16 protein-coding genes and 1 tRNA gene are annotated in these 21,927 nt (G+C 74.0%); 5 read left to right on the top strand and 12 right to left on the bottom strand.

Annotation, left to right across the window (positions count from 1 at the left end):
• Positions 1–96 precede the first annotated feature (96 nt).
• Positions 97–942 (top strand): helix-turn-helix transcriptional regulator, encoded by an 846-nt coding sequence (locus OO60_RS00410; protein WP_033260587.1) that lies wholly within the window; start codon positions 97–99, stop codon positions 940–942.
• Here OO60_RS00410 and selB read toward each other — a convergent pair.
• The 3 genes from selB to OO60_RS00395 form a co-directional block, all read right to left on the bottom strand.
• Positions 939–2,663: a selenocysteine-specific translation elongation factor gene (selB, locus tag OO60_RS00405; RefSeq protein ID WP_033260586.1), complete on the bottom strand. Its 1,725-nt coding sequence runs from the start codon at positions 2,661–2,663 to the stop codon at positions 939–941. The genes OO60_RS00410 and selB overlap by 4 nt on opposite strands.
• Complete coding sequence (selA, locus tag OO60_RS00400) at positions 2,654–3,937, bottom strand: L-seryl-tRNA(Sec) selenium transferase (protein WP_033260585.1); 1,284 nt, start codon at positions 3,935–3,937, stop codon at positions 2,654–2,656. The genes selB and selA overlap by 10 nt, the downstream gene beginning before the upstream one ends.
• Positions 3,937–4,031: transfer RNA gene (locus OO60_RS00395), tRNA-Sec, on the bottom strand. The genes selA and OO60_RS00395 overlap by 1 nt, the downstream gene beginning before the upstream one ends.
• Positions 4,032–4,085: 54 nt before the next feature.
• Between OO60_RS00395 and selD the strand changes: the two genes are divergently transcribed.
• From selD to OO60_RS00380, 3 genes are read left to right on the top strand one after another with little or no spacing between them, the layout of a single operon-like run.
• Entirely contained in the window at positions 4,086–5,078 is a 993-nt protein-coding gene (gene selD, locus OO60_RS00390) for a selenide, water dikinase SelD (RefSeq protein WP_033260584.1), read from the top strand.
• 58 nt (positions 5,079–5,136) lie between these two features.
• Complete coding sequence (locus tag OO60_RS00385) at positions 5,137–5,349, top strand: DUF2795 domain-containing protein (protein WP_003058788.1); 213 nt, start codon at positions 5,137–5,139, stop codon at positions 5,347–5,349.
• Positions 5,350–5,394: 45 nt separating this feature from the next.
• Positions 5,395–5,961, top strand: coding sequence for a cysteine hydrolase family protein (locus tag OO60_RS00380; RefSeq protein WP_003058786.1), 567 nt, complete (start codon positions 5,395–5,397; stop codon positions 5,959–5,961).
• A gap of 140 nt (positions 5,962–6,101) precedes the next feature.
• On the opposite strand, the gene OO60_RS00375 is transcribed toward OO60_RS00380, so the two are convergent.
• From OO60_RS00375 to OO60_RS00365, 3 genes are all read right to left on the bottom strand, one after another.
• Positions 6,102–6,431 (bottom strand): antibiotic biosynthesis monooxygenase family protein, encoded by a 330-nt coding sequence (locus tag OO60_RS00375; RefSeq protein ID WP_003058784.1) that lies wholly within the window; start codon positions 6,429–6,431, stop codon positions 6,102–6,104.
• A 44-nt stretch (positions 6,432–6,475) separates the two neighbouring features.
• On the bottom strand, positions 6,476–7,378 hold the full coding sequence (locus tag OO60_RS00370) for a serine hydrolase (protein ID WP_003058781.1): 903 nt from the start codon (positions 7,376–7,378) through the stop codon (positions 6,476–6,478).
• Positions 7,379–7,611: 233 nt separating this feature from the next.
• Complete coding sequence (locus OO60_RS00365; RefSeq protein WP_033260861.1) at positions 7,612–8,481, bottom strand: LysR family transcriptional regulator; 870 nt, start codon at positions 8,479–8,481, stop codon at positions 7,612–7,614.
• A 105-nt stretch (positions 8,482–8,586) separates the two neighbouring features.
• Here OO60_RS00365 and bla point away from each other — a divergent pair, with 105 nt between their 5' ends.
• The gene (bla, locus tag OO60_RS00360; RefSeq protein WP_003058774.1) at positions 8,587–9,489 is read left to right on the top strand and encodes a class A beta-lactamase; all 903 of its coding nucleotides are present in this window, start codon (positions 8,587–8,589) and stop codon (positions 9,487–9,489) included.
• On the opposite strand, the gene OO60_RS00355 is transcribed toward bla, so the two are convergent.
• From OO60_RS00355 to OO60_RS00330, 6 genes are read right to left on the bottom strand one after another with little or no spacing between them, the layout of a single operon-like run.
• Positions 9,486–10,100 (bottom strand): NAD(P)H-dependent oxidoreductase, encoded by a 615-nt coding sequence (locus OO60_RS00355; RefSeq protein ID WP_003058771.1) that lies wholly within the window; start codon positions 10,098–10,100, stop codon positions 9,486–9,488. The two genes, bla and OO60_RS00355, sit on opposite strands and share 4 nt — an antisense overlap.
• Positions 10,097–11,035, bottom strand: coding sequence for a TauD/TfdA family dioxygenase (locus OO60_RS00350; protein WP_003058767.1), 939 nt, complete (start codon positions 11,033–11,035; stop codon positions 10,097–10,099). The genes OO60_RS00355 and OO60_RS00350 overlap by 4 nt, the downstream gene beginning before the upstream one ends.
• Positions 11,032–12,294, bottom strand: a complete 1,263-nt coding sequence (locus tag OO60_RS00345) for an ATP-grasp domain-containing protein (protein ID WP_003058764.1) — start codon at positions 12,292–12,294, stop codon at positions 11,032–11,034. Before OO60_RS00345 ends, OO60_RS00350 begins: the two co-directional genes overlap by 4 nt.
• A complete protein-coding gene (locus OO60_RS00340; RefSeq protein WP_003058760.1) occupies positions 12,291–13,538 on the bottom strand; it encodes an ATP-grasp domain-containing protein in 1,248 nt (415 codons plus the stop codon). Before OO60_RS00340 ends, OO60_RS00345 begins: the two co-directional genes overlap by 4 nt.
• Positions 13,535–18,934, bottom strand: coding sequence for a non-ribosomal peptide synthetase/MFS transporter (locus OO60_RS00335; RefSeq protein ID WP_003058757.1), 5,400 nt, complete (start codon positions 18,932–18,934; stop codon positions 13,535–13,537). The genes OO60_RS00340 and OO60_RS00335 overlap by 4 nt, the downstream gene beginning before the upstream one ends.
• Positions 18,931–21,918 carry a non-ribosomal peptide synthetase gene (locus OO60_RS00330; protein ID WP_003058755.1) on the bottom strand — a complete coding sequence of 996 codons (2,988 nt, stop codon included), beginning with the start codon at positions 21,916–21,918 and terminating at the stop codon, positions 18,931–18,933. Before OO60_RS00330 ends, OO60_RS00335 begins: the two co-directional genes overlap by 4 nt.
• Positions 21,919–21,927 lie beyond the last annotated feature (9 nt).

Below are 21,927 nucleotides of genomic sequence, written 5' to 3'. Positions count from 1 at the left end.
CACGATCGGCGCGCCCGGCGCGGGCCGGGAGTGTCCGGTTTTCCTGGGAACGGCGGTACCAGGACAACCGGCCGTCCGGCTTGCACAATCGAAGGCATGGCGTCCACCGGACTCGGCATGGCCCTGCGGCACTGGCGTGAGCACGTCTCCCCGCAGTCGGTCGGCCTGCCCGCGGGCGGACGGCGGCGCGCGCCCGGGCTGCGGCGCGAGGAGCTGGCGCAGCTGGCCGGCATCTCCGCCGACTACGTCGTCCGGCTCGAACAGGGCCGCGCCACCTCGCCCTCGGCCCAGGTTGTCGAGGCACTGTCCCGCGCCCTGCGCCTCCCGCAGGAGGAACAGGCCCACCTGTTCCGGCTGGCCGGCCTCGCCCCACCGGGTCCCGGGACGGTGCCCCGGCACATCACGCCCAGCGTCCACCGCCTGCTGGACCGGCTGGCGGGCACCGCCGTCGCCGTCTTCGACGCTGCCTGGAACCAGCTGCTCGCCAACCCCCTCTACACAGCCCTGATGGGGGAACGCCACGGCGAGGACCTCAACGGCGTCCGGCGGAACTTCCTCGGCGCGGACGGCCGCGTGCGCTTCACGCCCGAGTCGCGCCGCGCCCTGGAGACGGCGCTGGTCGCCGACCTCCGCCGCACGGCCGGCCAGTACCCGGCCGACCTGGACCTGCGCTCGCTCATCGCCGACCTCCGGCGGCGCAGCGCCCGCTTCGCCGAGCTGTGGGAGTCGGGGGCCGTCGGGCGGCACGAAGCGGCCCGCAAGACCGTCGACCACCCGGACGTCGGCGCGCTGAGCCTGGACTGCGACGTCCTCAGCGTGGCCGGCAGCGACCTGCGCATCATGGTCTACACCGCCGAACCCGGCACCGAGGACGCCGACCGGCTGGCGCTGCTGGGTGTCATCGGGACGCAGTCGCTCGGGGTCGAGGAGCGCCGCGGCTAGCCGGGCGTGCGGCGGGTGCCGTCGCCGAGCGGCTCGGTGCGGCCCGCCGCGTCGAGGCGTTCCAGCAGGGGGATCATCACCCGCCGGGTGCTGTCGAGGGCCCGGCGCGCTTCCGAGACCGTGAACGGCTGCGGCAGCAGGCGCAGCTGCGCCACCGCCCGCTCGTCCGCGTCCGGGCCGAGCACGACCCCTTCGGCGACCGCGGTCAGCCGGCCCAGCCGGACGGCCGCGGCCAGTTCCCGCCTGCCGAGGCCCAGCGCCCGCAGCTCGTCGGCTTCCGGCGCGCGGAAGGGGTGCTCGGCGAGCCGTTCCACGACCACCTCGACGGCCTTCTCCACGGCCGGCGCGAGTCCGGCGCCGGGACGGCGGACCAGCCCGCCCGCGACCTCGAACCCGGTGCCCCGCAGCACCGGCACGACCAGCTCCGGGGCGGGTAGCCCGAGCCGCTGCCGCAGCGCCTCCACCGGCACGCCCGCGGCCGTGCTGTCCCACGCGCCCACGATTTCGGCCGCCTGCGCGCGCAACGCGGCGAACCGCCCGGGATCGGCGCACCACTCGCCCAGCCGCTCCCCCGTCTCCGGCAGCCCCATCGCCGTGAAGTCCGCCGCGCGCACGAAACCGGTGCGGTGCAGGTAGGTCCGGGCCAGGTCGGGTCCGGCCAGTTCCCGCCCCCTGGCCCGGGCCGCGCCGCGGCGGGACAGCGCGGGCGGGTCGACGTCGAGGACGTCGAACCCGGCGGCGATCCGGTGCTCGCCGGGGTCGCGGACCAGGCCGCGGTCGCCGACGCGCAGCGGCAGCGCGGCGGCCGTGACCAGGCGCGCGGTGTCCGTCCCGAGTGGACGGACCCGGACCGGCACCGCGGCCGTGCCCAGGTGCAGGACGAGCTCGCGGTGCAGGTCCGCGGCGGCCGCGCCGCGCAGCCGGACGTCGAACTCGGCCGTGGTGCGCCACCGGCCGGGTGTGAGCAGGACGTCGCCGCGCCGGACGTCACCTCGCGCGGTCCCGCGCAGGTTCACCGCCACCCTGGCCACCGCGCCGGCCCGCTCGCGCGGTTCGCCCAGCGACTGCAGGCCGCGGACCTTCACCCGGGACGGCCCCAGGCGCAGCTCGTCCCCCACGGCGATCGTGCCGGCGGCGAGCGTGCCGGTGACGACCGTGCCCGCGCCCGAAACCGTGAAGGCGCGGTCGATCCACAGCCGGACGTCGGCGTCCGGATCGGGCACGGGCAAGCCGGCCGTGAGTTCACCGATGGCCGTGCGCAGGCCGCCGAGGCCGGCCCCGGTGGTGCCGCTGACGGCGACGACCGGCACAGTCCCCAGCGACGTCTTCGCGATCTCCGCCAGCGCCGACGCCGTCGCGGCGGCCGGGTCGGCCCGGTCGGCCTTGGTGACGACCAGCAGGCCACGGCGGACGCCGAACGCGTCCAGGGCCGCGAGGTGCTCGGCCGACTGCGGCATCCAGCCTTCGTCGGCGGCGACGACGAACAGCACCGCGGGGGCCGGCCCGGCGCCGGCGAGCATGTTGGGCACGAACCGCTCGTGCCCGGGGACGTCGACGAACGCGATGTCCTCGTCGCCGATCCGGGTCCACGCGAACCCGAGGTCGATCGTGAGGCCGCGGCGGCGTTCCTCGGCCCACCGGTCCGGCTCCATCCCGGTCAGCCGCCGCACGAGCGTGGACTTCCCGTGGTCGACGTGCCCGGCGGTGACGATCACCCGCATCGGCGGACGGCTTCCAGCAGCCTGGCGTCCTCTTCCGGCCGTACGGTCCGCAGGTCCAGCAGGCAGCGGTCCTGCACGACCCGGCCGGCCACCGCGTGCCCGCCCGTCCGCAGCGCGGCGGCGTACCGGGCGGGCAGGCTCAGCGCGACGCTGGGCAGCTCGACGCCGGGCGCGCCGCCGCCGCCGACCGCGGCCACCGACTCGACCACCCGGACATCGGCGTCCCCCAGGGCCTTGACCAGCGACTCCGCGCGAGCCCGGAGGTCTTCGACCGCCGCGGCGAGGGCCTCGCGCACGGGGGGTTCGGGTCCGGTCAGCGTGGCTTCGAGGGCGGCGAGAGTGAGCTTGTCGACGCGCAGGGCCCGCGCGGCGGGGTGCCGCCGCAGCCGTTCGACGACGTCGGCGTCGCCGAGCAGCAGGCCCGCCTGCGGGCCGCCGAGCAGCTTGTCACCGCTGGCGGTGACAATCGTGGCGCCCGCCCGCAGCGCGCTCGCCGCGTCCGGCTCGTCGGGCAGCAGCGGGTGCGGGGCGAGCAGGCCGGAGCCGATGTCGGCGACCAGCGGCACGCCGAGCGTGGCCAGCTCACCGAGCGTGGCCTCCGAGGTGAACCCGGTGACGCGGTAGTTCGACGGGTGGACCTTGAGCACGAACCCGGTGTCCGGGCCGATCGCGGCGGCGTAGTCCCGGATCGACGTCCGGTTCGTGGTGCCGACCTCGCGCAGCCGCGCGCCCGCCGATTCCAGCAGGTCCGGCAGCCGGAACCCGTCGCCGATCTCGACCAGTTCGCCGCGGCTGACGACGATCTCGCGGCCCGGGGCCAGCGTGAGCGCGCAGAGCAGCAGCGCGGCCGCGTTGTTGTTGACCACGTGCACCCCGCCGGCGTCCGGCACGGCCGCGGCGAGGGCGGCGAGGGCGCCCCGGCCGCGGCGGGCGCGGGTGCCGGTCGTCAGGTCGAACTCGACGTCGGTGGCGCCGCCGGCCGCGACGAGGGCGCCCAGCGCGGCCGGCGAGAGCGGCGCCCGGCCGAGGTTGGTGTGCACGAGGACGCCGGTCGCGTTGATCACCGGCCGCAGCGAGGACGCGGTCGCCGGGAGCCGGGCCAGCACGGTGTCGACGACGTCGGCCGGGGCGATCTCCCCGGCCCGCGCCGCCTGCTGGACGGTGTTGACCACGGCCTTGACCAGGTCCCGGCCGAGCGACCCGGCGGCCTTGGCGATCCGGGGCTCGGCCAGGACCGCGTCGGTCCGCGGGATCGCGCGGCGCGGGTCAGGCATGGCGGAGGCGGACGGGAATCGAACCCGCCAGCGGCAGAACCTGCCGTTCGACGGTTTTGAAGACCGCGCCGGTCACCAGGCCGGAAACGCCTCCCTGCACCATGCCCGCCATCCTGCCAAGTCCGCGGCCGGTGGGCAGGATGAGGGGGTGGGTTACCGACTGACGCAGTACGCGCACGGCGGCGGCTGCGCGTGCAAGATCCCGCCCGGTGAGCTCGAAGCGGCCGTGGCCGGCCTGACCGGAGCCGCGCCGGTTTCGCCGCCGGGCGAGCTGCTCGTGGGCCTCGAAACCGGCGACGACGCGGCCGCGGTCCGGATCGCCGGGGACACCGCGCTGATCGCCACCACGGACTTCTTCACCCCGGTCGTCGACGACGCTTACGACTGGGGCCGGATCGCCGCGGCCAACGCGCTGTCCGACGTCTACGCCATGGGCGGGACGCCGGTGGTGGCGGTCAACCTGCTCGGCTGGCCGCGGGAGACGCTGCCGTTCGAGCTGGCCGCCGAGGTGCTGCGCGGCGGCCTCGACGTCTGCGGCGCGGCCGGGTGCCACCTGGCCGGCGGGCACAGCATCGACGACCCGGAACCGAAGTACGGCCTGGCCGTCACCGGCGTCGCCGACCCCGCGCGGCTGCTGCGCAACGACGCCGGCCGCGCCGGCCTGCCGCTGACCCTGACGAAGCCGCTCGGGATCGGCGTGCTCAACTCGCGGCACAAGGCGACCGGCGAACGGTTCGAGCAGGCGATCGACGCGATGACGACGTCGAACGGGCCGGCGTCCCGGGCCGCGCTGGCCGCCGGGGTTTCCTGCGCCACCGACGTCACCGGGTTCGGCTTGCTGGGGCACCTGCACAAGCTGGCCCGCGCGAGCGGCGTGACGGCGAGGGTGGACCCGGCGGCGGTGCCGTACCTGGAGGGCGCGCGAGAGGCGCTGCGCGACGGGTACGTCAGCGGCGGTACGCGGCGCAACCTCGACTGGGTGAGCCCGCACGCGGACCTGTCCCGGATCTCCCCGGACGAGGCACTGCTGCTGGCGGACGCGCAGACGTCCGGAGGGCTGCTGGTCGCCGGCGAGCTGCCGGGGCACCCGGTGATCGGGTCGCTGGAGCCGCGGTCGGAGCACACGATCGTCGTGGGCTGAGTTTCCCGCCCGGCCGGGCCGGGTACGCGCCGGGGACGCAACGATCAGGAGGTGTGCGATGCCTGCGCCGGACCGGAACAGCCTCGAGCAGCACCTGTCCGAGACCGAGTACCCCTGCGGCCGCGACGAGCTCCTGCGCCGCGCGGCGGCGGCGGGCGGCGGCGACTCGGTGCTCGGCTCCCTGGGCGGCCTCCCTGGTGGCGACCGGTACGAGAACTTCGACGCGGTGTGGGCGGCGGTGTCGGCCAAGCACATCGGCGGAGCCCCCTGAGGCTCGCGGCCCGGAATTGTCGGTGCCGGTGGTTAGGGTGGCGCCATGACCACACTGACCGGCCGGCCGAACACCGCACTGCTCGTCGTCGACGTGCAGAACGGCGTGATGGAGACGGCCCACGACCGCTCGAACGTCCTCGCCAATCTCGTCACCTTGGTGGACCGCGCCCGCGCGGCGGGCACCGAGGTGGTGTGGGTCCAGCACACCAGCGACGAGCTGCCCCGCGGCAGTTCGACGTGGGAGTACGTGCCGGAGCTGGTGCGCCGCGAGGAGGAACCGCTGGTGCACAAGCTGTACGGGGATTCGTTCGAGGACACGGATCTCGAGGAGGTGCTGTCGGCCCGGGGCATCGGCGGGCTGGTGGTGGCCGGGGCGCAGACGGACGCGTGCATCCGGTCGACGCTGCACGGTGCGCTGACGCGGGGTTACGACGTGACGCTGGTGGAGGATGCGCACACGACGGAGGACCTGTCGGCGTATGGGGCGCCGCCGCCTGGGCAGGTCATCGCGCACACGAACCTGTACTGGAAGTACCAGACTGCGCCGGGACGGACGGCGGGGACGGTGCCGACCGCTGAGGTGGAGTTCGGGGTGAAGGCGCCGGCCTGAGGTTGTTCGGGCGGGTGGGGCGGCCTCTGGGGAGCCCGAGGGTCGGGCCTTTCCCGGAGGCGCCTGCGTCGGTGGGGCGCGCCTTTCCGATGGTGGGCCTGTCCCCCGTGGCGCCTCCGCCGGGCACGCCTTGCCCGCTGCTACCCCCGGTCGAAGCCGTACGTGCGCTCCACCTTTGCCACCTCGATGTGGTAGTTCGCGTACCACTGCTCGCGGCCCCGGCGCTGGGCCTCCAGGTGCTCCGGGTGCTGTTTCCACGCCGTGATCGACTCTGCGTCGCGGTAGTACAGCACCGTCAGGTCGCGGCCTTCGGCGTCCGTCCGGGATTCGCGGCCGAGGTAGCCCGGCTGGGCGCGGCCGAGCTCGGTCATGCGGTCGTCCATGGCCGCGTAGCCGTCGAGGTTGGCCGCGTCGAGCTTGCTGGTGATGATGACCGCGTAGTACGGGGGTTCGGGTCTGGTGAACGACACCGCCGGAGCCTAGGTCGCCCGCCCCGGGCCCCCAACCGGTTTTCTCACCTGCCGCGCAAGTGGTCGCGCAGGGTGCGGGCGACCCGGGCCGCCAGGACTTCCGCCTCCGGCTGGATGACCGCCGGGACGCGGGACTCCGTCAGGGCCACCACCGCGAACACGCCGCCGTCGGCGTGCTCGACCACGCCTGCCTCGTGGCGCAGGTTCAGCAACGTCCCGGTCTTCGACGACCAGCGGGCCGCGTCGGAGGCGAAGTCCGGGGTCAGCCGGTGGCGGAGCACGTTGTTCGCCATCAGGTCGCGCACCCCCGCGGCCACCGCCGGGTCGATTTCCGACGGCGTCCAGAGCGCCTGCAGCAGCTCCAGCAACGCCCGCGCCGACGCCGAGTTCGCGCGCGTGACGTCGAGCTGCGGGAGCCGGTGGCCGTGGCCGGCCGTCGCCGCGCCGATGGCGAGGGAATGGGCCAGGTCGGCTTCGCCCGCGTCGAACCGCTCGGCCGGGGTCTCGACGAGGTCCTGCATCAGGTGACGCACGGCGATCCCGCCGAGGCCCCATTCGCCGAGCATCCGCGTGACGTCGGCCGGCGGGGTGAGGCCGAACAGGACGTCGGCGGCGGTGCCATCGCTCAGGGATGTGCTCAGGTACAGCAGGTCCTCGACGGCAACGCGCGCCGGGTGCCGGAACCGGGTCAGCCCGATCGGGCCGGGCGTGGTGACGCCACCGGGAGCGACCTCGAGCGGCGTGGCGCGGTCGAGTTCTCCGCGGCGGATGCGCTCCAGCGTGGCGGCGGCCAGCGGGACTTTGACCAGGGAGGCGATCGGGTACTCGCGGTCGGGGTCGATCCCGAGTTCGGCGCCGGAGCGCAGGTCGCGGACCAGGAAGGAGCCACGCAGGCCCCCGTCGGCCAGCTCGGCGCGGAGATCCCGGATCAGCGCGGCCGCGGTCATCGCCGAGCCGCCCGGGCTCCGAACCGCACGGCACTCGCCGCCCAGCCGCCGGATCCGCGCCCGAGGCCAAGCCCCTCGCCGAGCAACCCGAGACGTTCGCCGATCACCGCCCAGCCCTCAAACCCACGCCCGACTCCCTTGCCCGACAGCCGCAATCCCACGCCTTCACCGCCCAGCCGCCAGAGCTGAGCCCGTCGCCGTCCCGCGGCCGCCGAGCACCGAAACCTCCGCGCTCACCCTTCCGCCCCCAAGCAGCGGCCGACCGCCTGCCTCAAGGTCGTCCGCAGCCGGTCCGTGTTCTCCCCCGGAACCGCCGCCACCCCGTATCCCCGGGCCAGGGCGAGCTCGCCGATCCCGCGCCACGCCAACCCCAGCTGCTCGGCCTGCGCCGCCGAACACAGCAGCAAGTCCGCCGAGGCGAACACCTCCGCCACCGCCGCCGTCAGGGAAGCCGCCACCTGGACCTGGGCCGGGGACAAACCCACCGCGTCGCGGATCCGCAGCACCCGGTCGCGCACGTGCGGTACGTCGTCCTCCGGCTGGATCCACACCCGGCGCCGCCCCGTCGCCGCGCGGCCCGTTCGCAGCGTCTCCAGGAACACCACCCGGCCCGGTGGGGGCGTCACCCCGGCCAGGCCCAGCGGTACCGGCCACACGCCCTCCTCCGCCGGGACCGCCGTGAGCGCCACCCGCGCCTCGCCCGTGCGGACCAGCTCCGCCCGCTCCCCCGGCTCCGCCGCGCGGAACTCCAGGTGGACCTCCAGCGCGCGGGCCTGCGCCGCCAGTTCGGCGAGCTCGCGCACCCCGCACGTCGACGGCACCGCCACCCGGATCGGGTGCAGCCGGGCGCGCTTCGCGTCGTGCTCCAGCGTCTCGGCCTGCTGGACCAGGCGGCGGGCCGCCGGGAGCAGCTCGCGGCCGAACGGGGTCAGGCGGGCGCGGCGGGTCGAGCGGTCGAACAGGCGCTCGCCGAAGTGCCGCTCGAGGGCCGCGATGCGGCGGCTCGCCACCGGCTGCGGGATGTGCGCGAGTGCCGCGCCCGCCGTGAAACTGCCCGTCTCGCTCACGCTCACGAACGCCCTGCAGCCGCCGACCAGGTCCACCACCGCACTCTATGCCGGTTCTGCATCGAACCGCACGTTTCCGTCTTGGACAGCATGACCGCGACCGGGCAACACTGCGGAAGATCACGACGAAAGGAAGGTTCAGTGCCGTTCCCCCACGCCCGGTGGGCCGCGCTCGCCGCGCTGGTCCTCGTGCCGCTCACCGCCTGCACCGCCGAAGCACCGACACCGACGACGGCCCCGGCGACAAGCGCAGTCACCGCGCCGCAGCCGGACTTCGCCCCGCTCGAACGGGACTTCGACGCCCGCCTCGGCGTGTACGCCGTCGACACCGGGTCCGGCCGAGAGCTCGCCCACCGCGCCGACGAGCGCTTCGGCTACGCCTCGACGCACAAGGCGTTCTCCGCCGCCGCCGTACTCCAGCGGACCGGCCTCGACGGGCTCGCGAAAACCCTCACCTACACCCGCGCCGACCTGCAGCCGAACTCGCCGGTCACGGAAAAGCGCGTCGGCACCGGCATCTCGCTGCGCGACGCGATGGACGCCGCCCTGCGCTACAGCGACAACACCGCCGCGAACCTGCTGTTCCGGGAGCTCGGTGGCCCGGCGGGCCTCGCCGGTGCCCTGCGCGCGGTCGGCGACACGACCACCCACGTCGACCGGATCGAACCCGGCCTCAACGACCTCGCCCCCGGCGACGTCCGCGACACGAGCACGCCGCGGGCGATGGCCGGCAGCCTGCGGGCCTTCACCCTCGGATCCGCGCTGCCACCGGACAAGCGGGCCGTGCTCACGGACATGATGCGCGCCAACACGACCGGCGCCGCGCTGATCCGGGCGGGTGCGCCGGCGGGCTGGGCCGTCGCCGACAAGACCGGCACCGGCAGCTACGCCACGCGCAACGACATCGCCGTCGTCTGGCCGCCGGGGCGGGCGCCGATCGTGCTGGTGGTCATGTCCAGCCGCCAGGGCAAGGACGCCGGCCACGACGACCGGCTGCTCGCCCAGGCGGCGAAACTGGCCCTCGACGCCTTCCGGCAGAGCTAACCGAAGAGCCGCCGCACCGCAGCGGAGACGTCGTCGAGCCACGCGGTCCGCTGGGCCGCGTCCGCGTCGGCCACCACCCGCAGGACCAGGCGGGTCACCTCCGGCTCGCCGAGGTAGGGGGCGAGGCAACGCCGCCAGATCGCGTCCAGGGGGTCGCCGAACAGGGTCCGTTCGCGCTCCTCCGTCGTGTCCGAGGTGTTCACCACCAGCAGCCGCCGCAGGGACAGCAGTGACTCCGGGGCACCGCCGGCGTCGTCGAGGCGGTAGGCGACGCCGGGGACGAGGATCCGGTCGAGCCAGCCGCTGAGGATCGCCGGCGGCTTGCCCCACCAGTTCGGGTGAATCGCGACGAGCCCGCCGGCCTCGCGCAGCTCGCTGCGGTGGCGCCGCACCAGCGGGTCCGGTTCGGCGGCGAGGAACTCCTCCGCCCTCGCCCCGCTGGTGTACGCCTCCTCCGCGGTCAGGACCGGGTCGAAGCCTTCGGCGTACAGGTCGTGGAACCGCACCGGCACCCCGGCCCGGTCCAGCGCGTCCACCACCCGCGAGGCGAGCGCGTGGTTGAAGCTGCCGGGCCGCGGGTGGGCGAGCAGCACCACGACCGGGGCGGTCATCCCGTCATCGCCACCAGGATGCGCCGCTTGCCGGTGAACGGCTCGCGGCCGTGCGCCATCAGCATGTTGTTGATCACCATGATGTCGCCGGTCTGCCACGGGAACGCGTAGCTGACTTCGTCGTAGACCGCGCGGATCTTTTCGAGGTCCGCGACCGGGATCGGGCTGCCGTCGGCGAAGTAGGCGTTGCGCGGCAGGTCCTCCTCCGGGTACAGCTCCAGCAGCGCCTCGCTGACCTCTTCGCCGAGGCTGGAGACGTGGAAGAGGTTGGCCTGGTTGAACCACACGGTGTCGCCGGTGTGCGGTTCGGTCGCGAAGGACGGCCGGACGTGCCGGGTGCGCAGCCCCTCTTCGGTCCATTGGTGCGTCTGGCCGTGGCTCGCGCAGTAGTCCTCGACGGCCGCGCGGTCGTCGGTCTGGAACGCCTCCTGCCAGGTCAGTCCGAGCCCTTCGCGGAACGCGCGGGTGTAGGTGACGCCGCCCGCGAACCGCTCGCGCAGGTCTTCCGGCAGCAGCCGGTACACCGCCCGGCTGTCCGCGATCGGCGTCGCGCCGCCGGTTTCCGCGGCGGTGTCACAGAGGAAGAACAGCCGCGCGGGCCAGCTCGCCGAGTAGGAGTTCTCGTTGTGCATCGGGATCGACTCGGCCGGCGGGTACTCGGTCGAGGTGTAGATGTTGCCCGCCACGGCCGAGCGCGGCGTCGAGCGCTCGGTGTAGGTGAGCAGCGCGCCGCCGATCGTCTCGGTGACCGCGTTGAACAGGTCGAGGTCGGTGGGCAGGCCGCGCAGCAGGATCGCGCCGTGGTCGCGCAGGTGCGCCTGCAGCTGCGGCAATTGGGCCTCCACCGCCGCGAAGTCCGCGGCGCCGAAGACGGCGATTTTCGTGTGCTCGTTGCCCTGCAGCTGCCCCGAGGGCGCCGCGAGATCGGCGGTCATGCTTCCTCCAGTTCGAAGTGGATCAGCTTGGTGGCCTCGGCGTGCAGCGCGGCCAGGTCGTCGAGGTCGGCGAAGCCCGCGACGAGGACGTTCACGGCGTAGATCTCCTGGTCGTCGGTGAGCACCTGGCCAGGGGAAACGATGGTGACCACGTCGAGGACTTCGGGCAGGTCCGCGACCTCCCCGGTGCCGTCGACGCGCACCAGCCGCCCCGAGCCCTCGGCGTAGACGATCAGGTACCCGACCGGCACCGGCAGCCCGGTGCCCCGCGCGGGCGGTGGGGTGCCGAGGGCGAGCGAAACAGCCTCGGCGGTGACGTCGATGCCGGTGGCGAGCTTCAGCAGCGCGGGCTGCGCTCCCCCGGCGGGGCGGCCGGCGTTGACCTCGACGACCACCGGCCCGAGCCCCGCGTCGTCGATCACTTCGACGTGCGCGACCGCCTGGTCGAGACCCAGCGCGAGGACCGCGTCGGCCGCGGCCGCCCGGATCGCCGCCGCGCGCTCCCCGGACAGCCCGAACGGCGGGCAGACCATGCCCAGCTCGAACTTCCGCTCGTCGATCAGCGGCTTGCCGACCACGGTGACGGTCTCCGCGGCCCCGTCGCGGACCAGGACGTCCACCGCGTACTCCGGTCCGTCGAGGAGGCCCTCGACGAGGAACACCCGCAGCGGATCGATGCCCCCGGGCAGCAGACGGTGGTAGCGCGCGTCCGCGTTCTCCGGCAGCCGGGCGGCCAGCAGGTGATACGCGGCCACCAATTCATCCACAGTGGACACTGTGCGGACGAGGGTGCTGGCGGCGCCGTTGACCGGCTTGACGATCGCCGGCAGCCCGACCCGCTCGGCGATCGCCGCGGCCTCAGAAGGGTCGGCGAACAACGCGGCCCGCGGCCCCGGCAGGCCCGCCTCCGCCAGCTTCTCCCGGACGGCGAACTTGTTGTGCGCGCACGTGAACACCGACGCCGGGCAGCGCGCGACGCCGAGCAGCTCGGCCACCTGGGCGGTGCTCGCGATGATCCCCTCCGCCCCGGTCAGCACGGCCGCGGGCCCCCGGTCCCGCAGCGCGCCGGTGACAGCGAGCACGTCCCGGACGTCCTCGACGACGACGAACCCGTCCACGAGCGGGTCCAGCGCGGCCCGCTCGGCGTCGTCCAGTGGCTCGGTGACGAGCTCGGCCCGCCACCCGGCCCCGCGGACGGCGGCCGCGAAATCCGCGATCCAGTGCCCGCGCGTCTCGCGCACGATGAACGCGGTCTTCACACGACCTCCAGGCGGATCAGCTTGCTCGCTTCGGCGTGCAGGGCCGCGAGGTCCTCGTGGTCGGCGAACCCGGCCACGACGAGGTTGACCGCGTACGTCTCCTGCTCGTCGCTGAGCACCTGGCCGGGCGAGACGGTCGTGACGACGTCGATCACCTCCGGCAGCGCGGCGACTTCGTCGAGGCCGCCGATCCCGGTCAGGGTGCCGGACCCGGCCGCGTAGAGGATCAGCATGGCGAGGGGAATCGGCAGTTTCGCGGGCTCGCGCGCGGGCGGCGGCGCGCCCAGCGCGAGGGCGGTCAGCTCGGCGAACACGTCGATGCCGGTGCGCAGCTTGGCCAGCAGCGGCATGATCGAACCCGCCGGGCGGCCCGCGTTGACCTCGACGATCGTCGGGCCGCGCTGCTTGTCGTCGATGACCTCGACGTGCGCGACCGTGTTGTCCAGCCCCAGCGCGAGCACGGCCGAGGACGCCGCGGCGGTGACCAGCGCCGCCCGTTCGTCCGAGAGCCCGGCCGGCGGGCAGGACAGCACCAGCTCGAACTTGCGCTCGTCGATCAGCGGCTTGTCGAGGATCTCGACCGGTTCGGCGACGCCGTCGCGGATGAGCACGTCCACCGCGTACTCGGGCCCGTCGAGGAACCCTTCGACGAGGAACGTCTTCGCCGGGTCGAGTGTCCCCAGTGGACGGCGGTACCGCAGGTCCGCGGACTCGGGCAGCCGCGCGGCCAGCAGCTCGTACGCCGCCGCCAGCTCGTCCACAGTGGACACCGTCCGCACGAGGTTGCTCCCGGCCCCGTTGACCGGCTTGACGATCGCCGGCAGCCCGACCCGCGCCGCCACCTCCGCGGCCTCCGCTGCCGAGGAGATCAACGCGAACGCGGGTCCGCCCAGCACTTCCCGGACCGCGAACTTGTTCGCGCACCGGGCGAACACCGACGCCGGGCACCGCGCCACGCCGAGCAGCTCGGCGACCCGGGCGGTGCTCGCGATGGCCCCGTCGGAGCCGGTCAGCACGGCGGCAGGTGTCCCGTAGGCCGAGCGAATCGCCGCGGCGACGGCTTCGGCGTCGTAGACGTCGTCGACCGCGACCACCTCGTCCACGAGCGTGGCGAGGGAGACACGTTCGGCCGCGTCGACCGGCGGCGCCAGCAGCACCGCCCGGTGGCCCGCCGCGTGCACCGCCGCGGCGACCTCGCCGACCCAGTGCCCGCGGGCTTCCCTGATCAGCACCACGGTGCTCACGCGGCCTCCTTCCCGGCGAGCTTGCGCTCCCGTTCCTGCGCGCCGACGAGGTCGTCCGGCAGCGAATCGGGCACTTCGGTGTCGAACCGGCGCAGCAGCCGGATGCCGAACCCGCCGACGTTGATCAGCAGCAGGATGAGCGCGTAGACGACGTAAGCGAGCCCGACACCGCGGCCTTCGCCGGTGCCGATAACCGTGCCGACCGACCCGGACAGCGCGCCGCCGGGTGCGAGCAGCGGCGAAAACCAGCCGACGGCCAGGGGCGCCAGCACCGCGAACCCGATCGGCAGGGTGGACCAGGTGATCGTCTGGTTGATGGCGAACACCCGGCCGTGGTAGCGCTGCGGCACCTTGACCTGCACCAGCGTCGCGTAGATGCCCTGGGACACCGCCATCGCGGCGGCCAGCAGGAACACCCCGGCCGCGACGACGGCCAGCGACGGCCGCAGGCCCATCACCAGGCTGCCCAACGCGATGCCGACGTTGCCGGCCAGGACGCCGACCATCCGCCGCTTGCGCGGGCCGCCCCACAGGGCCATGCCGATGCCGCCGGCCACCGCGCCGACGGCTTCGGCGAGGGCGACCTGGGCGACCTCGGTGACCGTGCCGAAGGACAGCACCAGCGGGGAGACGAGCACCAGCGCGGGCGCCAGGAAGACGTTCGCCAGCGCGAAGTACAGCAGCATCGTGCGGAAGCCGCGGTGGTTCCAGGAGTACTTGAGCCCGCCCGCGATCGCCGTCAGCAGCGGTTCGCGCGGACGCCAGCCGAGCAGGTCGGGGAACCGGACGAACAGCAGGCTGACGATGGCGAAGACGTAGCTGGCCATGTCGAGGACCAGGATCCCGGACAGCTGGATCGCGGCCAGGAGCCCGGCCGCGATCACCGGCATGAGCAGCTGCGCGAAGCCGTTGGACAGCTGGGCCAGCCCCATCGCGTGGCCGAGGTACTGCTTGGGCACCAGCTGCGCCACCGACGACTGGTAGGCGATCCGCTGGATCGACCCGGCGACCGACCCGAGCGGGATCAGCACGTACAGGAACCACAGCTGCAGGTTCCCGGCCGTCAGCAGCAAGGCCAGCGCAAGCTGGATGACCCCGGCGATCGCGCTGGCCGCGATCATGATGCGACGCCGGTCGCCGCGGTCGACCAGGGCACCCGCCACCGGCAGGACCAGCACCCCGCACAACAGCGCCAGCGCCCAGAGCAGGCCGAGGTCGGTGACCGAACCGGTCTTCGTGTACAGCCAGATCGGCACCGCGAACGAAGTCAGCGCCGAGCCCGTCGAGGAGACCAGCTGGCCGACGGTGACCGTGACGAACCGGGCCATGCTCGGCTGCACCGCGGGCTTCTCGTCCACTGTGGACGTGTGCGTGTCGTGCACCGCCCAGCCCGCGTCTTCGCCCCGGGCCGAGACGTGCAGGTCACCGGGCTCGTCGAGCGCCGGGTACACGCGAGTGAGGATCTCCGCCAGTTCCTCCGCGCGGTAGCGGAGGAAGAAGTGCCCGGCCTGGTCCAGCACGACCAGGGCGGTCCGGTCGGTGAGGAACTCCCACTCGCGGTAGCGCTCGGCGTAGTAGTCGGTGACCGGGTCCTCCGAGCCGACGACCGAGACGATCGGCGCGCGCAGCTTGGCGACGCGGGCGTCGAGCAGTCCGCTGAAGTACTCCTCGGCGGCGCGGCTGTCGGCCCGCATGTTGCTGATGATCCGGTCGGCCTGTGCCGGGTCGAGGTCGTCGGTGTCGACGCCCATGCCCTTGAGCCAGTTCGCGTAGTACCGGTTGCTGCGCAGCTTCTCCAGCCGCGTGCGCAGCGTCCCGACCGCGCCCTTGATCCGCGCGAACGGGAAGATCGCCCCGATGTGGACGACCTCCAGCTCGCGGCCACGCTCCTCCAAGCGCCGGGCGACGCCGACCGCGAGGGCGTTGCCGACGCCGCAGTGGCCGTAGATGGCCAGGGGGCCGTCGATGCGCTCGAGGACCTCCTCCGCCAGCCGCTCGACCAGTTCGTCGAACGGCACCGCTTCTTCGGACAGGCCGACGTCGTGGCCGGGGATCGCCACCGAGAACAGCGAATACCCGCCGGGCAGGGCGTCGGCGAGGGGCTGGTAGACGATCGCGCTGCCGCCGCCGTACGGGAAGCAGACGTAGGTGAGCGTCGGCTTCGCGACCGGCTTGGTCAGCTCGTAGAGCAGGTGTCCGGAGTCGTCGCGGTCGCCGTCGAGGAAGACCGCCAGCTCGCGGATCGTGCGGTGCTGGAACAGGTCCATCACGCCCGCCTGGTGCCCGGCCTTCGCGATCCGGGCGACGACCTGGGTGGCGAGCATCGAGTGGCCGCCGAGGTCGAAGAAGTCGTCGCCGACGCCGAGTTCGTCGACCTTGAGCACGTCCCGCCAGATGTCGGCGAGCAGGACTTCCAGGGGCGTCGACGGCTCGACCAGGGCCGTGCTCGCGTCGCGGGCCGCGACCGGCGCGGGCAGCGCCTTGCGGTCGAGCTTGCCGTTCGGGGTCAGCGGCAGGGCATCGAGGGTGACGAACGACGGCGGGACCATGTAGTCCGGCAGCGTCTCCTTCAACGCGGTCCGCAGCGCGCCGGGGTCGGCATCGCCGACGACGTACCCGACCAGGCGCTTGTCCCTCGGCGTGTCCTCCCGGACGAGCACGACCGCGTCGGCCACCCCGGGCTGCTCCCGCAGCCGGGCCTCGATCTCGCCCAGCTCGATACGCAGCCCGCGCAGCTTGACCTGGTGATCCAGGCGGCCGAGGAACGCGATCGTGCCGTCGGCGCGCCAGTGCGCGAGGTCGCCGGTGCGGTACATCCGGCCGCCGTGGAACGGGTCCGTGACGAACCGTTCGGCCGTCAGCTTTGGCCGGTTGTGGTAGCCCAGCGCCAGGCCGGCGCCGGCGATGTGGAGCTCGCCGGGCACACCCACCGGGCACGGGTTGCCGCGCTCGTCGAGGAGGTAGATCCGCAGGTTGCGGATCGGCGCCCCGATCGGCACGGACGCGACCTCGGCGAGGGCCTCGGGTGTGCAGTGCCAGGCGGTGACGTCGATCGCGGCCTCGGTCGGCCCGTACAGGTTGTGCAGCTCGCAGTGCGGCAGCCGCCGGACGAACTCGCGCGCGGTGTCCAGCGGCAGTTCCTCGCCACTGCACACGACCCGCCGCAACGCCGGGATCGCCTCGCTGCCCGGTTCGGCGAGGAACAACGTCAGCATCGACGGCACGAAGTGCGCGGTCGTGATCCCCTCGCCGATGAGGAGTTCCCGCAGGTAGGCGGCATCCTTGTGGCCGCCGGGCTCGGCGAGCACCAGCCGGGCGCCGGTCATCAGGGGCCAGAAGAACTCCCACACCGAGACGTCGAAGCTCGCCGGGGTCTTCTGCAGCACCGCGTCCGAGCCGTCGAGGCCGTATTCGCGCTGCATCCAGTCGAGGCGGTTGACGATGCCGCGGTGGCCGTTCGGGACGCCCTTCGGCCGTCCGGTCGAGCCCGAGGTGTAGATGACGTACGCGGGGTCGTCCGCGCTCGCCACGGGCTCCACGGGCGTGACCGGCCCGGTCAGGTCGTCGAGGACGACGACCGTGGCGTCGCCCGGCGGGAGCGTCCCGCGCAGCGCCGCCTGCGTGAGCACGACCGGCGCGGCCGCGTCTTCGAGCATGAACGCGAGCCGGTCGGCCGGGTACTCCGGGTCGAGCGGCACGTACGCGCCCCCGGCCTTGAGCACGCCGAGCAGCGCGACGACGAGTTCGAACGACCGCTGCGCGAAGACGCCGACGAGGGTGCCCGGGCCGACGCCGAGCTCGCGCAGGCGGTGGGCGAGCCGGTTGGCGCGCCCGTCCAGGTCCCGATAGGACAGGGACTCGCCCCGGAACGTGAGCGCGGGTGCCTCGGGCGTCCGGGCGGCCTGGGCCTCGACCAGCGAGTGCAGCGTGCCGGGCGGGATCTCGCCCGCGGTGGCGTTCCAGCGGTTCACGACCAGGTCGCGCTGGTCGCCCAGGATGTCCAGTTCGGACACCGGCCGGGTGGCGTCGGCGACGATCGACCGCAGCAGCGTCACCAGGCGCCCGGCCATGCCCGCGACGGTCTCCGCGCCGAACAACGCGGTGTTGTGCACGAACTTGCCGATCAACCCGGACTCGATCTCGATCGCGTGGAACTCGAAGTCGAACCGGGTCGAGGGCAGGTCCATCGGCAGCCAGCGGAAGTCCACTTCGGACGTTCCGGCCGCCCCCATCCGGCCCATCTCGTAGTTCTGCAGCACGAACATCGCCTGGAACACCGGTGAGCGGCTCACGTCCCGCGGCACGCCGAGGGCGTTGACCAGCCGCTCGAACGGGACCTCGGCGTGCTCGAACGCGTCGAGCACGTGCCGGCGGGTCCGGGCCAGCAGCTCGGCGAAGGTCGGGTCGCCCGCCAGCTGGGCGCGCAGCGGGAGCATGTTGATGAACATGCCGACCACGCCTTCGAGCTCGGGCAGCCCGCGCCCGGCCGACGACGACCCGACGGCGAAGTCGTCCTGTCCCGAGTACCGGGCGAGGAGGACCTGGTAGGCGGCCAGCAGCGTCATGAACAGCGTGACGCCGTGCTCGCGGCTCAGGGCACCCAGGGCGCGGACGATGTCCTGCTCCACGAAGAACTCGTGGATGGCGCCGTCGAACGTCTGGGTCGCCGGCCGCGGGTGGTCGGCGGGCAGCTCCAGGGGCTCGACGCCGTCGAGCGCGGCCCGCCAGTGGTCGAGCTGCCGGTCCAGTTCGGTGCCGGTCAGCGTCCGGCGCTGCCAGTGCGCGAAGTCGCCGTAGCCGATGGGCAGCGCGGGCAGGGCAGCCGCCGTGCCGTGGTAGTGCGCCGCGAGGTCGCGCAGGAGCAGGTCGACCGACCAGCCGTCGCCGACGATGTGGTGCGTGCACACCGTGAGGAGGTGCTCGTCGTCGGAGATCCGGGCCAGGGTGGCGCGCAGCAGCGGCCCGGCGGCCAGGTCGAACGGTTCGGCCGCGGCGGCGTCGACCGCCGCCCGGGCCGCGTCCTCACTACCCGCGTCCACAATGGACAAGGGCACAGTGGCGACCGGTTCGATGTGGACGGACGGCTGCCCGTCGTCCCCGGCCGGGAACCGCATCCGCAGGGCCTCGTGCCGCGCCGGGAGCGCGTCGAGGGCGGCCTGCAGCACGGCGGTGTCGAGGCGGCCGGTGAGCCGGATCGGCACCGGGATGTGGTACGACGTGGTCCCGGGCGCGAACTGCTCCATGAACCAGACGCGTTCCTGCTGGTAGGACAGCGGGACCGGGTCATCGGCCGGGCGCGCGGTGATGGTGGCGGCGGGCGCCGCGCGCCGCCGCAGCCGCTGTTCCAGCAACGCGCGGCGGGCGGCCGCGCTGCTCGTTTCGTCGATCGTCGTCACGCCGGGCCGCCTTCGGCCAGCTGGGCCCGGACCTCTTCGTCGCTGAGCCGGTCGAGGTCGTCGGCCAGCCGCCGTTCGACCTCCGCGGCCAGCTCGGCCACCGTGGTGAACGAGAACAGCCCGCGCACCGGCAGGTCGACGCCGACCTGCTTGCGGATGCGGACCATCGCGCGGATCGCCAGCAGCGAGTTCCCGCCGTGGGCGAAGAAGTCGTCGTGCACACCGAGCTTCTCCACGCCCAGGAGCTCGCCGAGGACCTCGGCGACCAGCTCTTCGGCCGCGGTGCCCGGCGCCACGTACTCCGTGCCCCCGCCGAGCTGCGGGTCCGGCAGGGCGGCCCGGTCGAGCTTGCCGCTGGCCGCGACCGGCAGCGCGTCGAGGGTGACGAACACCGTGGGCACCAGGTACTCCGGCAGGGTGACGCGCAACGCGTCGGCCGCGCCGTCCGCGGTGCCGACGACGTATCCGACCAGCGTTCCTTCGCGGACCGCGACCGCCGCGTCCCGGATCTCCGGCAGCTCCTTCAGGGCGGCTTCCACCTCGCCCGGCTCGATCCGGAACCCGCGCAGCTTGACCTGGTCGTCGGTCCGGCCGAGGTATTCGAGGGTGCCGTCACGACGCCAGCGCGCGAGGTCGCCGGTGGCGTACATCCGCCCGAAGGGACCGTCGGGGAACCGTTCCGCGGTCAGTTCGGGCAGCCCGAGGTAGCCGTCGGCGAGCTGCGCGCCGGCGAGGTGGAGCTGCCCGGCCACGCCCGGCGGGACCGGCCGCAGCCGGTCGTCGAGGACGTAGGCGCGGGTGCCGGGGGCCGGGCGCCCGATCGGGACGGGCCCGTCGACCGGTCCCGCCAGGCGGTGGGCGATGCAGCCGACCGTCGCCTCGGTCGGGCCGTATTCGTTGGTGACGGCGATCCCGGCGAACGGCCGGACGGCTTCGCCCAGCAGCGCCTCACCGCCGACGACCAGGTCTCCGGTGGGGTAGGACTCCTCCGGCAGCACAGCGAGGTGCGTCGGGGTGGCCTTGACGAAGTCCGGCCGTCCGGCATCCACAATGGACCCACCGGCGGTGAGCGGGCCGAGCAGCGTCGTGACGGTGAGGTCGAACGACGCCGACGTGTGCAGCAGCGCGCGGCCCGTCAAGCTCGGGTACGCCTCGCGCGCCCAGCCCAGGTAGGTGGCCAGGGCCCGGTGCCCGATCCGGACGCCCTTCGGCCGCCCGGTCGAGCCGGAGGTGTAGATGACGTAGGCGATGTCGTCCGGGCCCGGCCGCGCGGGGTTCTCGTCGGACGACCCGGACCACACCGCCGGGTCGTCGAGCGCGAGGGTTTCCCCGTCGAGCGGCACGTCCCCGGCGGTGAGCACGAGCCGCGCCCCGGCGTCGGCCAGGACGAGGGCCTGCCGGGCAGCCGGGCTGGCCGGATCCAAGGGGACGTAGGCCGCGCCGCTCTTGAGCGCTCCGAGGATGCCCACGACCAGGTCCGCGGAGTTCGGGGCGCACACGCCGACCACGCCGCCGGCACCGAGGCGGTGCGCGACCCGGTTGGCCCGCGCGTTCAGCTCGGCGTAGGTGAGCCGGACCCCGCCGAGGTCGAGGGCGACGGCGTCCGGCGTCGCCCGCACCTGCTCTTCGAAGCACGCGACGACCAGTGGGGCGTCTTCGGCGGCCGAACCGCTCCACTCGTCCAGGACCTGGACGCGCTCGGCGTCCGACAGCAGCGGCAGGTCCGCCACCGCGACGGCCGGGTCCGCGACGGCGGCCGTCAGCAGCCGCAGGAACCGGTCCACCACGGACTCCGCGGTCGCCCGGTCGAACAGGTCGGTGCGGTAGAGCAGGCGGCCGTTCACCGCGGTCAGGTCGATGGCGACGTCGTCCTTGGCCGTGGCGTAGCGGACCGGCTCGATGCCCGAGTCGGGGATGAAGTTGAAGCCGAGCTGGTAGACCGCCTGCACGGCCGGGTCGCGCTCGGGCCGGACCGCCTCGGCGACCAGCTGGAACGGCACCCGGCCGTGCTCGATCGCGTCCAGCACCGCGGTGCGGACCCGGCCCACCAGGCCGGCGAACGACGGCTCGCCCCCGAGGTCGACGCGGATGGCGAGCTGGTTGACGAACATGCCGATCAGCGGCGCCAGCTCCGGCAGGTCCCGGCCCGCGACCGGCACGCCGACCACGACGTCGGTGGCCGCGGACAGCCGGGACAGCACCGCGGTGTAGGCGGCGAGCAGCACCATGAACGGCGACGCCGACAGCGTGCGGCCCACCTCGCCGACGCGGTCGAGCAGGCCGTCGGGCAGGGCGAAGTCGACCTGGTCGCCGTCGAACCCGAACTCCGCGGGCCGCGGCCGGTCGGTGGGCAGGCTGTGCACCGGCGGGAGTCCGGCGAGCCGCTCGCGCCAGTAGTCCAGCTGCGCCTGGACCGCCGGGAGCTGGCCGCGCTGCCATGCCGAGTAGTCGGGGTACTGGATGGCCAGGTCCGGCAGCTTCGGCAGCCGTCCCTCGGCGGCCGCGTTGCACGCTTCGTCGAGCTCCGCGGCCAGGACGACGGCCGAGCCGGCGTCGAACACCGTGTGGTGCACGACGAAGGTCAGCAGCCACTCGGTGTCGGCGAGCCGGCACAGCTGCGCCCGCCACGGCGGGGCCGTGTCCAGCGGGATCGGGCGGCGGGCGATCGCCTCCGACAGCTCGGTCGCGCGCGCCTCCCGGTCCGGGAGGCCGCGCAGGTCGTGCACCTCGAACCCGATCGGGACGTCGGCGTGCACCACCTGGACGAGGTCGGCGCCGTCCATCCGGAAGGTGGTCCGCAGGGCTTCGTGGCGCCCGACGACCACGCCGAGCGCGGCCCGCCACTGCCCTTCGGTGAGGGGGAGGTCCTGCCGCACCTGGCAGGGGAGGTTGTACACCGGGGACGCCGGGTCGAGCTGGTTGGACAGCCAGATCCGCTCCTGCCCGAACGAGGCCGGGAACGTCCATTCCTTCGTGTCGGTCATGTCTCCTGC

Origin of the sequence: Amycolatopsis vancoresmycina, assembly GCF_000716785.1 — a bacterium.
Taxonomy (GTDB): Bacteria; Actinomycetota; Actinomycetes; order Mycobacteriales; family Pseudonocardiaceae; genus Amycolatopsis; species Amycolatopsis vancoresmycina.
This window is presented reverse-complemented; position numbering and strand designations above follow the sequence as displayed.

What these genes read in the sequence shown, in the direction of transcription:
- OO60_RS00350 (WP_003058767.1), bottom strand. Translation starts at nt 11,035, where the DNA reads ATGACCGCCGATCTCGCGGCGCCCTCGGGGCAGCTGCAGGGCAACGAG.
- selA (WP_033260585.1), bottom strand. Translation starts at nt 3,937, where the DNA reads ATGCCTGACCCGCGCCGCGCGATCCCGCGGACCGACGCGGTCCTGGCC.
- OO60_RS00330 (WP_003058755.1), bottom strand. Translation starts at nt 21,918, where the DNA reads ATGACCGACACGAAGGAATGGACGTTCCCGGCCTCGTTCGGGCAGGAG.
- OO60_RS00370 (WP_003058781.1), bottom strand. Translation starts at nt 7,378, where the DNA reads ATGACCGCGGCCGCGCTGATCCGGGATCTCCGCGCCGAGCTGGCCGAC.
- selB (WP_033260586.1), bottom strand. Translation starts at nt 2,663, where the DNA reads ATGCGGGTGATCGTCACCGCCGGGCACGTCGACCACGGGAAGTCCACG.
- OO60_RS00355 (WP_003058771.1), bottom strand. Translation starts at nt 10,100, where the DNA reads ATGACCGCCCCGGTCGTGGTGCTGCTCGCCCACCCGCGGCCCGGCAGC.
- OO60_RS00385 (WP_003058788.1), top strand. Translation starts at nt 5,137, where the DNA reads ATGCCTGCGCCGGACCGGAACAGCCTCGAGCAGCACCTGTCCGAGACC.
- OO60_RS00410 (WP_033260587.1), top strand. Translation starts at nt 97, where the DNA reads ATGGCGTCCACCGGACTCGGCATGGCCCTGCGGCACTGGCGTGAGCAC.
- OO60_RS00380 (WP_003058786.1), top strand. Translation starts at nt 5,395, where the DNA reads ATGACCACACTGACCGGCCGGCCGAACACCGCACTGCTCGTCGTCGAC.